Origin of the sequence: Protofrankia sp. CiP3 (assembly GCF_917627345.1) — a bacterium.
GTDB lineage: Bacteria > Actinomycetota > Actinomycetes > Frankiales > Frankiaceae > Protofrankia.
Genome location: NZ_CAKJTM010000053.1, coordinates 1 through 13203, shown reverse-complemented (window position 1 = coordinate 13203; position 13203 = coordinate 1). Strand labels below are relative to the sequence as shown.

Here is a 13203-nt window from a genome sequence, read left to right as displayed (position 1 = left end):
GGTCGTCGTCGGTGTGGCCAGCGCGCCCGCAATGGGCCGGCGCTGGTGGGCGGCACGCGGTCACGGGGCTCACACCCGGACGGTGGCCGGCGAGGTCCGTTCACTGGCCGTGTCAGCGGTGACAGACCTTGCCGACGCCTACCTGTCGTTCGCCTCCATCGAGAACTGGTCGGCGGCCGGCCGGCTGGAGCCCTTCCTCGATCTCGTGGCCGCGGTGTGGCGGACCCGGGCCTTCGGTGACTTCTGGTCGCACATGATGGTCGCCGAGGGAGCTGTCGACCTTGCCTGCGAGCCCGATGTCTCGCTGTGGGACATGGCCGCCCTCCAGGTGATCGTTGAGGAAGCCGGGGGTACCTTCACGGATCTCACCGGACGCCCTGGGCCGGCCGGTGGCTCGGTTCTGACGACCAACAGCCGGCTGCACGCCCGGGCGCTGGATATCCTGAACCCGCCTTCCATGCGGTGACCCGTACGGCGCGCCGTCCGATCGGCTTTGCCCATCGGGGCTCGCCCGCGCTGTTCCAGCGGGAGAACACCGTAGCGGCCTTCCAGCGGGCGTTGGCGGGCGGTGCCGGTGGGCTGGAATCGGATGTGTGGCTCACGGCGGACGGTGTGGCGGTGCTGCACCATGACGGCGTGCTCGGACCGCCGGGCCGGCGCCGCCGGCTCAGCGAGACACCGGCCGCGGCTCTCCCGGGGTGGCTTCCACGCCTGGCCGACCTCTACGCCGCCTGTGGCAACGGCTTCGAGCTCAGCCTGGACCTGAAGGACCCACCCGCCACCGCGCGCCACGCTGTGCGTGCGGTGCTCGAAACCGCCCGCGCGGCTGGTGCGGCGGGCCGCCTGTGGCTGTGTGGGGATCTTGACGCGATCCGCTCCTGGAAGTCGATCATCAGCCTGGATGCGCTGGATGACACGGTGAAATTCGTGAACTCCGCATCCGGCCGGGAGATCCGCTCCCACCGAGCGAGCGGCGGAGGCCTGGAGGCGTACACGCGACGTGCGGCCGCCGCCGGAGCCACCGTGCTGAACCTGCGTGCCAACGACTGGTCCGCCGCGATGGTGCCGTTGGTGCACGCTCACGGGCTGCTTGCGTTCGGCTGGCATGCCCAGTCGTCCCGGGCCCTGAACCGTCTGCTGGGATTCGGCGTGGACGGTGTCTACTCCGACCACCTCGGCCGGCTTGTACGCGCCACCGGCGACGAAGCAACAATCACGCGTACACGTCACGTGCAGTGACCAAAAAACAACGCCCGATCATCGCCGGCAGGAAATAGCCGGCGCAAAATCCAATCACTCAATAAAATCCGAACACAACCGCCAGCACAATCCCCCACGCTGCGCAGAGTAACCAGCTCGACGCATTGGCGTGACCTCGGCCAGGCCTGGTTCACCACCCTGGTTCACCGCGGGTGAATGAGTCCGAGCCGACCACATTCACATAGCCGAGAGTGCATATTTCATGACTGGCACCGCTTCGTCGAAACGTTCACTCCTCGGCAGCCACTTTCAGCATCTGCGCCGGAAATCCCGTCCGTTCCGCTACATGTTCGACAGAGTAACCCTGCCGTACCAGGTCACGAGCCTGGTCAAGGGTCCAGCCACGGCCGGGGTCAACCCGGCGAACGACGACCTCACCTGCCTGGCGACGCTCTTCCGGCCAGCTCAGACGCGCACGACGTGCCAACGGTCGACCTCCGATATATCTCTGACTTCAGTTACTACAGCGAGGATAGGTCATATTGGCATGACCGCGCCCGACGAAGTCCACGATAGCGGGCCGCGGTGTCCCAATGCGATAGCGGGTTGGAACAAAGAAGTGGCATCTGTCTCGACGATCCGGCGCGGTAGCCGGTTGAGCGGGATGAAGCGGGTATCATGTGCGGTCAGCGGCGTACGGGTCACGAACCGATCCGCGGTTGTTCGCTCCGGAGAACGTTCCATGGCTCCCAGCCAGTATGAACCTCCCGGCCCAATGGACGCACGGCCAGGCTCTTCCCACAGCTCCGCGGGCCCACGGAACCCTGGCTGGGCACCTCGGACGAGGCCGCGCTGAAGACGCTGCCCACGACCGGTGGATCCCGGCTCGCCGGCTTCCGTACGCTCGCCGACGGCGAATCCTCACTTTCCGCCGTGTCTTGTTCACCTCGGCCCATGCGGGACCGGCCCTTCCCCGCGACGGGTGCCGAGCGGCGTGCCCGAAGCCGCGGCCAACGCGCTTTCCCCACCGGTGGCCGCTCTCATCCGCCGGCTCCGGCTTCGGCCCGGCGGCTGCTGCGGGCGACACCCGCTGGAACGCATCAGATCCCGCCACTGGCGAGCCGAGTAGGTTGCCGGGCGAGTCGAGGACAAAAACTCCTCCAGCACCGTCCGAAAGCGCTCCGGGTTACTGCGATGCGGGAAATGCCCGGCGTCCGCGAAGATCTCCAGCCGGCTGCCGGGCATCGCCGCGTGCAGGATCCGCGCATGTTCAGGCGGGATCACCGCGTCATGCCCACCCCAAATGATCAAAGAAGGCATTCCAGCCGCGAGGTAACAGCGGTCCAACATCGTGATTGCCTGGCCATGTCCGTCCACTGCGGCCCGCAGCGTCCGGAGGAATGCCGCTCGAGCGGTGTCCACATGCAGGTCTTCCAAGGTACGCATGAGGTCGTCGACATCGCGCCCCAGATCGGTGTGCAGCCAGCGCAACGCCCGCGTCACCGCCCAACCGATATGGCGCAGGGATGCCGTGGTAAGCAGTGAGAGCACCGCTCCTGAACCTGGAATCGCCGCGACCCGCAGCAGCGGATGGATGTCGGAACGCACTCCCCCGGTGGCTACCAGCACCACCCGCTCACACCGTTCGGGAAACTGATAGGCGAACTGCATGGCCACCCCGCCGCCCAGGGAGTGGCCGACCACCGTCACCCGATCGATGCCGAGTACCGTCAACAGGTCACGCATTCCGCAGGCGTATCCACCAATGGAATAGTCACCCCGGGGCTTGTCCGACCGGCCATGCCCGAGAAGATCCGGCGCGATCACCGTTCGGCCGCGGGCAAGCAACGGAATGAGGTCCGCCCAGGTCTGCGAACTGTCCCCGATCCCGTGGATGAGCAACAACGCCGGTCCGTGCCCGGCACGGATGTAAGCCCGACGATATCCGTGCACGGTCACATACCGTATGACATAGCGGGAGGAGCCGGGTAGGCGTGCCCGCTCCGTTCCCGCGCCGGTCGCGCTGCTGGTAAGGTCATCTGGACGATCCGTGGGCACACGTGCCAGGTCACCCGCAACGCGGATACGAGTTTCGCGCATAGCCGCCCTCCGCCTACTCGTCCAGGCCGGCTGGCGGGCAAATCGACAGTAAAGCCACCAACCAGGTCCTGAAACCCCGTCTCCGGCCTATTGGCCCCAAAGCGCCTCCGGCGGGCGCGACGGGACCAGCATCGCGCCGGCTTCGGCTGGTTGGCACCCTGTGCACCTCGACAACGCGGGGATCACCCTCCCACCGCCTTTAGAGCGCCCGGCAACAGGGAACCCGGGGACGCGGGGCCGGGGCACGCACCTCGCCACGTTGTCGTCGGTCGTTCTTGGCCGCTCAAACGTTCTTGGCCGCTCAAAACTCGATGTTGCTCATTACGTGCTTGATCCGGGTGTAATCCTCGAGGCCGTAGACTGACAGGTCCTTCCCGTATCCGCTCTTCTTGAAGCCTCCGTGCGGCATCTCGGCAACCAGCGGGAGGTGGGTATTGATCCACACGCAGCCGAAGTCCAGCCGGCGGGCAACCCGCATCGCCCGGGAATGATCACGTGTCCACACGCTGGCCGCGAGCCCGTATTCGACTCCGTTCGCCCAGGCCACGGCCTCGTCCTCAGAACCGAACCGCTGGACCGTCACAACCGGCCCGAAGATCTCTTGCTGGATCAGCTCGTCATCCTGGTGGAGGCCCGCGATAACCGTCGCCGGGTAGAAGAACCCGGAGCGGTCCAACGGCGCCCCACCGGTGAGCACCTCGGCATGCCTCGGCACGCGATCCACCATTGCGTGCACGCGGCCGAGCTGACCGACGTTGTTCAACGGGCCGTAGGCTGCGCTCGGCTCGTCCGGGCCGCCCGTTCTGGTCGCCCGTGCCTGTTCGGCCAGGGCCGCGACAAGATCATCATAGACGCCCGGCGCGGTCAGAATCCTGGTCGCGGCGGTGCAGTCCTGCCCGGCATTGAAGTAGGCGGCGCCCGCGATCCCCGCCGCGGCCGCGGCGACATCGACGTCGTCAAAAACGATCACCGGCGCCTTGCCGCCCAGTTCCAGATGGACCCGCTTGAGGGTGCCGGCCGCCGCCTGGGCAACCTCCATGCCGGCCCGGACACTGCCGGTGACCGATGCCATCGCCGGCAGCGGGTGAGCGATCAGGGCTCGGCCGGTGTCCCGATCACCGCACACCACGTTGAGGACGCCCGCGGGCAGGAACTCGGCCGCGATCTCGGCGAGCAGCAAGGTGCTGACCGGGGTCGTCTCCGACGGCTTGAGCACCACGGTGTTGCCCGCGGCGATCGCCGGCGCGAGCTTCCACACCGCCATCATCAGCGGGTAGTTCCACGGGGTCACCTGCGCGCACACGCCCACCGGCTCGCGCCGCGTAAAACTTGTGTACCCGGTCATGTACTCACCCGCCGACCGTCCCTCGAGCAACCGAGCCGCACCGGCGAAAAAGCGGATCTGATCCGCGGCGGGCGGAATCTCCTCGGCCAGGGTGAGTGCGATCGGCTTCCCGGTGTTCTCGCACTCCGCCCGGACGAGGTCGTCCGCGCGTTCCTCGATGGCGTCAGCAAGTTTGAGCAGGGCTCTAGCCCGCTCACCCGGTGTGGTGGCGCGCCAGGATTCGAAGGCGTCCGACGCTGCCCGCATCGCCGCGTCCACATCAACCGCACCGGATACCGGTGCCTCGGCGAAGACCACTGCCGTGGACGGGTTCACCACGGGCGTCGTCCGCCCGTCCATGGCCGCGACGCTGGCACCGTCAATGAAATTCGTAAGAATCCTGTCCATACCCACTCCGTATCATGCCCCTTACCTGGCTAATCCGGCGAACCTGGCGAACATGGCCAATCCGGCTAAGCCGGCTGTCCGCCGCCGGTGGCGCCGGCGAGGTCACGGGCCAACGCCGCGAAGGAGCCGAGGTAGCGGTCAACATCGGCGTCGGAGTGCTGCACCGACAGCGTCCACTCCTCCTCCCGGCCCGGAGCCATCAGGACGCCCCGATTGGCGTTGTAGAGCCAGGCAAGCTCCGGCAGAGCCGGATTCTGGAGCGCCATGAAGGACGTGTAGTCGCGGATCGGGGCATCGGCGAAGTGCACGCACCCCTTGGAGCCGATGCCGACCGTGTAGCCGGGCAGCTCGTGGCGCCGGAGAATGTCATCGCAGCCGGCGATGAGCCGGTCGCCCAGCCGATCGAGATGGGCATACGCCTCCGGGGTGAGGACCTCCAGCAGGCTGGCCCGGGCGGCGGCCATGACCAGTGGGTTGCCGTTGAACGTCCCCACCTGTTTGACCCGGCCGCAGGCAACGGCCTCCATGATGTCCGCCGTGGCGCCGATGGCCCCGGATGGCAGCCCGCCGCCGAGCGCCTTGGCCAGCGTGATCATATCCGGCAGCACGCCGAAGCGTTCGGTGGCGCCCCCGGCCGCCACGCACAGACCGGTTTTGACCTCATCGAAAATCAATATCACGCCGTGCCGGCGAGTGACGCTCCGGACGGCCTCCAGATAGCCGGGCTCGGGCAGGACCACGCCGAGGTTCATCATGGCCGGTTCCATGATCACACAGGCTGGCGGACGCCCCTCGGCCACCAACGCCTCGATCCGCCGCTCCATGGCCGGGGCGTCGTTGAACGGCACCGGCACAGTCAGATCAATCACCGTCGATGGAATGCCCTCGCCGTAGGCAAGCGACGCCATGTGATCGACGGGTCCGATGTCCTCGTAGGGAGTCCCGATCGAGACCATCACGTAGTCATGATGACCGTGGTAGGAACCGAAAATCTTGATGATCGTCTCGCGTCCGGTCACCGCCCGGGCGATTCGGATCGCATCCATGGTCGCTTCCGACCCCGAGTTGACATAGCGCCACTGCGGCAGCCCGAAGCGACGGACCAGTTCCTCACTGACGATCACCGAATCCTCGGTCGGCATCGCGAAGTGGCTGCCCAGCCCTATCCGCTCACGCACCGCGCGAACAATGGCCGGGTGCGCGTGCCCCTGCACCATCGAGCCGAAACCATTGTGGAAGTCGGAATACTCGGTTCCGTCGACGTCCCACACCAGCGAGCCCCGCCCGTGCGTCAGGTAGATCGGCCAGGGGTCGCGGGCCTGGTAGGACGACGGCACCCCACCGGTCATCGACCGCAGCGCCCGGTCGTGCATCGCCCGGGAGCCCGGGGTGCGTTCGGCCAGCCGGCGCTCTTCCTGCTGGGTGAGGGCAGCAGCGCGCTCGGCGATGCCGGCGGGCGCTGCGCATGCCCTCGACTCGGATATCGTCCCGCCCATGTTCCCGCTCCCCTTCCGGTAGCCAGGTACGGAAAGCGTAGCCCGCCCCGGCCACCGACAAGGGAATCCACGGAATACTCGAGCGGGGAAAATGCCGGGCTCGCACCGCGCGTTCCGCTTCGCGCAACCGTGCGATTGTCACCATCCGAGATCCACTCCCGCCGTTCAGGACCCGATAAGGAAGACTTTGTCCCAGGAACGTAAGGCGAGCGTCGCGAGGGCCGCGCCGGAGCCCCTCCTCGACGACATCAACAAAGCAATCATCGAACAACTCCAGGAGGATGGCAGGCGCTCCTATGCGGCCATGGCCACGGCCGTAGGCCTGTCCGAGGCCGCGGTCCGCCAGCGGGTCCAGCGGCTGCTCGACTCCGGGATCATGCAGATCGTCGCGGTGACCGACCCGCTGCGGGTGGGCTTCCGGCGTGAGGCCATGATCGGCGTCAAGGTGTCGGGCGACGCCCGGGAGGTGGCCGACATCATCGCGGCGCTGCCGGAGGTCGATTACGTGGTGCTCACCGCTGGATCGTTCGATCTCCTGCTGGAGATCGTCGCCGAGGACGACGAACACCTGCTGTCACTGATCAACGACAGCATCCGCGCGCTGCCGCAGGTACGGGAGACCGAGACGTTCGTGTACCTGCGCCTGGTGAAGCAGACCTACACCTGGGGCGCGCGCTGATCCGAACGGTTACGCACGGACACGGCTCAGCGCGGGGATGGACGCGCCGCGGGGACAGATACCGCATAGCGTGGACCATCCAGGAAAGGAGCCCGATCACCGTGCACATCACGCCGTCAAGGACCGGTGGCTCCGCCGCCGGTACCGATCGGACCACGGCGCCGTACCCGCTCCTGCACCCGTTTGCCCGCCCGGCGGCAGCCCAGGACTCGTTCATCCGGATCGTTTCCGGCGAGGGCGCGCACGTCGTGGACGACTCCGGCCGGCGCTACGTCGATGCTCTGGCGGGCCTGTGGTACTGCGCGGCCGGGCACGGCCGCACAGAGATCATCGAAGCGGTGACGGCACAGCTGCGCGCACTGGACGCCTTCCACCTGTTCGAACGCTTCAGCAACCCGCCGGCGGAGGCGCTCGCCGCGCGGCTCGCCGAGCTGGCGCCCATGCCCGCTGCCCGGGTGTTCCTGACCTGTGGCGGATCGGAAGCGGTGGACACCGCCATGAAGATCGCCCGCCTGGCGCACGCCGTCACCGGCGAGCCGGAACGAACGATCATCATCAGCCGATCGCCGAGCTACCACGGCGTGACCTACGGCGGCATGAGCCTGACCGGGCTTCCCGCGAACCAGGCCGGCTTCGGTCCCGGTGTCGGCGACATCGTCCACGTGGGCAAGGATGACCTCGACGCGGTGGCCGACGTCATGGCGAGCAAGCCCGGCCGGGTAGCCGCGGTCATCGCCGAGCCCGTGATCGGGGCCGGCGGCGTGTATCCGCCCCGCCCCGGCTACCTCACCGGCCTGCGGGACCTCTGCGACGCCCATGGCGCCTTCCTGATCATGGATGAAGTGATCACTGGTTTCGGCCGGCTGGGCGGCTGGTTCGGTGCTCAGCACTTCGGCGTCCGGCCTGACCTCGTCACGTTCGCGAAGGCCGCGACCAGCGGCTACCAGCCCCTTGGTGGCGTACTCATCGGCCCCGCGGCGCACGAGCCGCTGCGCCGCCCGGACGTGATACTGCGCCACGGCGGCACCTATTCCGGGCATCCGGCGGCGTGCGCCGCCGCGCTGGCCAACATCGCCGTCCTCGAGACCGAGGATCTGCCAGGCCGGGCATCCGTGATCGGCGAGCGCCTCGAGGCCGGGCTGCGGGCGGTAGCGAGCACGCACGGTCTCAGTGATGTCCGCGGCCACGGCGCGATGTGGGCGGTGGACCTGCCCGACGGCCCGACCGCCACCGAGATCCGCGACCGGATGCTCGCCCATGGTGTCATCGTCCGGCCGCTCGGCACCTCCACACTGGCCTTCTGCCCCCCGCTGGTCATCGACCTCGCCGACGTGGACCTGCTCTCGGCCGCCCTCGCCGCGGCCCTGTCGGGCCAGTGAGCCCGCACAGCGTTGAGTGGCCGGCGGCTGGTCAGGTTTGGTAGATCGGCTGGAACAGCGCATTCCACTCAGCGGCCTCGGCCCTGTCCAGAACGCGGTAACGGCGCAGCCGGGCAAGGTCTGAACGCGTGGGAAAAACCAGCGAGCTGTCGGCCGTGGTGGTCAGCTGGGTCCGCTGGTCGCCGATGGCCGCGACCGCGTCTCGCAGGATCCGGTCACGCGCGAAGGGGACGGGCGTGATGTAGTTGATCCCCTCGGCGAGCTTCGCGGCGACGTCAGGCTGGTAGGCGAAGTCCATAAAAGTGATCGCATCCACCGGATGGGGCGCGGTGACCGGGATGCACATGCTGTCCGTCCACAGAATCCCGCCCTCCTCCGGAACGACGAACCGCAGGTCCGCCCCTTCGGAATTGGCCTGGAAAATATCACCCGACCATGCCATGGACAACCACACCTCCCCTTTCTTGAGTGGCTCGATGTAGTCCTGCTGGTAGTAGTTGCGAACGATATGATCGGCACGCTGTCTGCGCAGGGTGTCGGCGGCTTTGCGCCAGTCCGCCGGAGTGGAGGCTTCCGGCATGATGCCCAGCCCCACCAGGGTGAAGTTCGGGAGATCCCGAACATCTCCGAACATCCCGACCCGGCCCGCAAAGGCCGGGTCGAACAGATCGTTGAAACTCCTGATCTCCCGGCCGGTGCGGTTCGGGTCGTAGGCGATCCCCGTGATTCCCGACTGCCAGGCAACCGTGAACTTGTTGTCCCGGTCATAGGACGGGCTCACGACGGTCTCGTCGGCGTTGGCGTAGAAGGTGGGCAGCCGGTTCCTGTCCAGCGGCGCCAGGTAGTTCAGCCGGATGAGCTCCGCGAGCACCTGGCCGTTGGTGATGACCATCAGATCGTGGCCGATCGGGCGCCCCGCCTCGAGTAACGACCGGATGCCCGCGTAGAACGACTCGTCGTTGTCGATGACCTCACGGTAGGAAACCGTGATTCCGGTTGTCCGGGTGAACAGATCGAGCGTCGGGTGACCGTTCTTCTGGCCGGGGAATGTGTCGATATACAGCGGCCAGTTCGCGAAGTCCAGATGGCCCGCCCTGCTCCGGCCAGCCCAGTAGTCGGCGACGGAGCGTTCGGGCAGGGGGCTCGGCCCCGTCGGCGCCGGTGGCGGAGCCACCTGTTGCGATCCGCACGCGGCCAGCAGGACGCCGCCGCCCGTCAATATGCCGGCCAGCCGGAGGAGCTCCCGCCGTCCGAGGGCGGCCTGGGCACCCGCATGCCCAGACCGCGGCACTGCCGGCTGTCGCGTCGCCATCCGTGGCCTGGTCAGGCCGCGCAGCAGAGCGGGGTGACATGAATTATTCAGATCATTCTGATGATTCCCGAGAACGTCGACGGCGGGCCGTTCGGACATCGTTGACATCGCAGCCATCCTTTTGCGAACCGTTGCTTGACAGTCGAACTACCGGTGGCACAAAAAATCAGAACTTCCTTCGCCGACATTCAACTGCGTGTCCGTATCGTCACTATCGGGACCACAGTGTTGCCGGATGTCACCGGAACGACAGCGGGAGTCCAACGAGATCGCGAGGATGCCGCTGGACCGGTCGCGTTCTGGACGCCGGGCCAGGACAACCCCGACCGGCCAACGGGAGTCCAACAAGTGCGTCGGCCAAGACCAACTCGGTTCGGGAGGAGTGGATGACCATGGCCCTGGTGCACCACGATCCACATGATGGCGTCCTCACTACCCGGATCGGCCAGGCTGAGATCACCGTCCGGCCGGAACCACCCGCATCCTCGGGGCAGGCCGCGGTGGTCCTGCTGCGGCTGGACACGCCCATGCTCGACACGATGTCCGCCGCGTACCTGACACCTGAAGAGGCTCGCGCCCTCGCCGAAGTACTGCTGCGATCAGCCGACCTGCTGCGTCCGGCGAGCCGGTGGCAGCCCCCTCGGCCCTGAGCTGAGCCCGTTGTGGGCCGGGATGCCTGAATTCGGGTGCGCGTCGTTGGGGGCCAGGGGGCAGCGTTCCGTTGCCTTGGGGTGTCATCCTGGTTAGGTGACTTCGGGGGCGTTTGGTGGGGCTCCGCGCGTGGTGGGTGACGGGCGGACGGTCTTTCTCAGTTACGCGGAAGCGGACGAGCCTTGGGCGGTGTGGGTTGCCTGGCAGCTGCGGGAGGCGGGCTATCAGCCTCGGCTGCAGGCCTGGCACTCGGTTCCTGGCGGGAATTTCGTCGGCTGGATCCGTGCGGAGCTGATGGCAGCGTCCTGCGTCATGGTGATTCTTTCTCCTGCCTATCTGGATTCGAAGTGGTGTGAGGCGGAGCTGAACGTGGCGCTGGCGGATGCGGTTGCTGGGAGGAAGCTGCTGCTTCCGGTGCGGGTGGCGCCATGCGAGGCTCCGCCGCTGTTGCGGGAGATCGGGCGGATCAGTCTTGTCGACCGTTCGGAGGCCGACGCTTGCCGTGCGCTGGTCGGCGGGTTGATGGCAGCCGCGAGTGGCGAGGCTGCGCTGTCCACGGCAGCTCCGGTGTATCCGGGAACCGGTGATCGTGGGCAGCCGCCGCGTTTTCCGGGGCCGGACAACGGGGAGCTGAGGCTCAGGCTGCTTGGTCTGGTCCAGGAGGCATGTAGGGAGCGGCACCCCGAAGCTGCGGTCCACGGGAGCCACCGGGAGGGGCCGTTTCCCTATGTGGATGTATCTGGGGAACGTGATGGGGAACGGCGGCGGTGGCCTGTTGGGATCAGTGTCAACGCGCCGGACGCGGGGGCGGTCGAGGCGTTCTACAACACGGTCGTACAGGAGACGTACTTACCGCTGGAGCCGTGGCCGGACTCGGAGCTGGTCTACCTGGGTGAGCCGCCAGGGGAGGAGGTCCTGCGCCAAGCACGGCGACGGCGGGTCCGGCTGTTCAGCCTGGCCGAGTTCGAGGGCCGGTGGGATCCACGGCGCTATCTGGCCCGCCAACAGGAACGTCTCGCCGACGATGCGGTGTACCCACCAGGTCTGTATGTGCCGCAGCGGTTCATCGTGGCCCAGGACGCTGTAGGCCGTGCCGTTGGTCACGACGGCGAGCTGGCGGTGCAGCGGGACGTATTCGCGGCGATGTGTGACTGGCTGGATGTGGAGGAGGCCCGGTTCCTGCTGATCCTGGGCGACTTCGGGCACGGGAAGAGTTTTCTGCTGCGGGAGCTGACGCGCCGGCTGCCTGACGAGGTAGCCCAGGTCGCCCCCTTGCTCGTCGAGTTGCGGGCGTTGGAGAAGACGCACTCGGTTGACGAGCTGCTCGCGCTGCACCTGACCAAACTCGGCGAGCACGGCGTGGACGTGCGGGCCGTGCGGCGGATGGTGGAGCAGGGCAAGGTCGCGTTGCTGTTCGACGGGTTCGACGAGCTGGCGCTGCGGGTGACCTATGACCGAGCCGCCGAGCATTTGCGGACCATCCTGGCGGCGGTGACAGGCAGGGCCAAGGTCGTGCTGACCAGCCGCAGCCAGCATTTCCTGACCGACGACCAGCACCGCACCGAGCTCGGTGACCAGGTGCGGCTGGCCGCGGCCAGCCGCGAAGTACACCTGGTCAACTTCGACGAAGAACAGATGCGGGAGTTCCTCGTTCGCCTCTTTCACCGGCAGGTCGCAGCCGAGGCCGTGGCCGGAAAATTCACCCACGGCGACGACGCGGTTTCGGTGGAGGCTGCGCGGCGGGCCGAGGTTCGGTTCGGGCTGATCCGGTCGATCCACGATCTGCTGGGCCTGTCGGCGAATCCCCGCATGCTCAGTTTCATCGCCGACCTCGACGAACAGGAGCTGCTGGCCGTCCGAGCGGCGGACGGCACCATCACCTCGGCCGACCTGTACGCCAAGCTGCTGGCACGGTGGCTTGACCATGAGGTGGCCCGCCGCCAGCCGACCCGCGGCGCCTACCAGACCCTCACCGTCAACCAGCTCCGCCAGGCTGTGGACGCGCTCGCCGTCGCTCTCTGGGACAACGAGCAGGACAGCACCGACCTGGACGGCCTGTCGCAGACTGTGCGGACGACTCTCACCGACCTCGGGCCGGCCAAGCTCGACGCCGGACAGGCCACGTTCATGGTCGGCTCGGGCAGCCTGCTCGTGCGCACCGACGACGCCCGGTTCAGCTTCGTGCACCGCTCCGTCATGGAGTACCTCGTCGCCGCCCAAGCCGCCGCCCAGCTCACCGACGCCGACGAACCGCCCCGCCCTGGGCTGCTGGCCGGCCGGGAGATGTCCGACCTGATGGTCGACTTCCTGTACGGCATCGCTCAGCGCGCCAAGCTGGAGCAGTGGGCCCGCTCCGCTCTCGCCGAGCACAGCAACGCGACCGCGGCGGCCCGTGGCAACGCGCTACGCCTCGCCCGCACCATGAAACTGACCATCGAAGGTGTCCGTCTCGCCGGCCAGGACCTACGTGGTCAGGACCTGACTGGCCGCAACCTGCGGTTCGCGAACCTACGCCGCGCGAACCTCAGCGGCCTGCAGCTTTACGACACTGACCTCACCGGCGCTGACCTCACCGACGCCGACCTCACCGGGACGCTGCTCGTACGCCCCACGCTGACCGGCGCGACGTTGACCGGCAGCACGTGGACCGGTGC

Annotated in this window: 10 protein-coding genes; 6 read left to right on the top strand and 4 right to left on the bottom strand. The window is 67.5% G+C overall.

What is annotated here, in order from left to right:
• Nucleotides 1-466, top strand: a 466-nt coding sequence (locus MJ797_RS17205) for an inositol monophosphatase family protein (protein WP_305039751.1), incomplete at its 5' end; no start/stop codon positions are given.
• A complete protein-coding gene (locus tag MJ797_RS17200) occupies nucleotides 463-1239 on the top strand; it encodes a glycerophosphodiester phosphodiesterase (RefSeq protein WP_239336066.1) in 777 nt (258 codons plus the stop codon). The genes MJ797_RS17205 and MJ797_RS17200, both read left to right, overlap by 4 nt.
• Before the next feature lie 903 nt (nucleotides 1240-2142).
• Here the strand turns inward: MJ797_RS17200 and MJ797_RS17195 are convergent.
• The 3 genes from MJ797_RS17195 to MJ797_RS17185 form a co-directional block, all read right to left on the bottom strand.
• A complete protein-coding gene (locus MJ797_RS17195) occupies nucleotides 2143-3300 on the bottom strand; it encodes an alpha/beta fold hydrolase (RefSeq protein ID WP_239336065.1) in 1158 nt (385 codons plus the stop codon).
• 301 nt (nucleotides 3301-3601) lie between these two features.
• Nucleotides 3602-5032: a gamma-aminobutyraldehyde dehydrogenase gene (locus MJ797_RS17190; RefSeq protein ID WP_239336064.1), complete on the bottom strand. Its 1431-nt coding sequence runs from the start codon at nucleotides 5030-5032 to the stop codon at nucleotides 3602-3604.
• A gap of 65 nt (nucleotides 5033-5097) precedes the next feature.
• On the bottom strand, nucleotides 5098-6528 hold the full coding sequence (locus tag MJ797_RS17185; protein WP_239336063.1) for an aspartate aminotransferase family protein: 1431 nt from the start codon (nucleotides 6526-6528) through the stop codon (nucleotides 5098-5100).
• A gap of 187 nt (nucleotides 6529-6715) precedes the next feature.
• On the opposite strand from MJ797_RS17185, the gene MJ797_RS17180 reads away from it, so the two are divergent.
• Both MJ797_RS17180 and MJ797_RS17175 read left to right on the top strand, forming a co-directional pair.
• On the top strand, nucleotides 6716-7207 hold the full coding sequence (locus MJ797_RS17180) for an Lrp/AsnC family transcriptional regulator (RefSeq protein WP_239336062.1): 492 nt from the start codon (nucleotides 6716-6718) through the stop codon (nucleotides 7205-7207).
• A gap of 101 nt (nucleotides 7208-7308) precedes the next feature.
• A complete protein-coding gene (locus MJ797_RS17175) occupies nucleotides 7309-8586 on the top strand; it encodes an aspartate aminotransferase family protein (RefSeq protein WP_239336061.1) in 1278 nt (425 codons plus the stop codon).
• 31 nt (nucleotides 8587-8617) lie between these two features.
• On the opposite strand, the gene MJ797_RS17170 is transcribed toward MJ797_RS17175, so the two are convergent.
• Nucleotides 8618-10006: a spermidine/putrescine ABC transporter substrate-binding protein gene (locus tag MJ797_RS17170; RefSeq protein WP_239336060.1), complete on the bottom strand. Its 1389-nt coding sequence runs from the start codon at nucleotides 10004-10006 to the stop codon at nucleotides 8618-8620.
• Nucleotides 10007-10290: 284 nt separating this feature from the next.
• On the opposite strand from MJ797_RS17170, the gene MJ797_RS17165 reads away from it, so the two are divergent.
• Nucleotides 10291-10548 carry a hypothetical protein gene (locus MJ797_RS17165; protein WP_239336117.1) on the top strand — a complete coding sequence of 86 codons (258 nt, stop codon included), beginning with the start codon at nucleotides 10291-10293 and terminating at the stop codon, nucleotides 10546-10548.
• A 130-nt stretch (nucleotides 10549-10678) separates the two neighbouring features.
• Nucleotides 10679-13203, top strand: a 2525-nt coding sequence (locus MJ797_RS17160) for a TIR domain-containing protein (protein ID WP_239336058.1), incomplete at its 3' end; no start/stop codon positions are given.

Bases quoted from the DNA above. Each gene is read 5' to 3' on its own strand.
- MJ797_RS17195 (WP_239336065.1), bottom strand. From the start codon at position 3,300: ATGCGCGAAACTCGTATCCGCGTTGCGGGTGACCTGGCACGTGTGCCC.
- MJ797_RS17165 (WP_239336117.1), top strand. From the start codon at position 10,291: ATGGCCCTGGTGCACCACGATCCACATGATGGCGTCCTCACTACCCGG.
- MJ797_RS17190 (WP_239336064.1), bottom strand. From the start codon at position 5,032: ATGGACAGGATTCTTACGAATTTCATTGACGGTGCCAGCGTCGCGGCC.
- MJ797_RS17170 (WP_239336060.1), bottom strand. From the start codon at position 10,006: ATGTCAACGATGTCCGAACGGCCCGCCGTCGACGTTCTCGGGAATCAT.
- MJ797_RS17185 (WP_239336063.1), bottom strand. From the start codon at position 6,528: ATGGGCGGGACGATATCCGAGTCGAGGGCATGCGCAGCGCCCGCCGGC.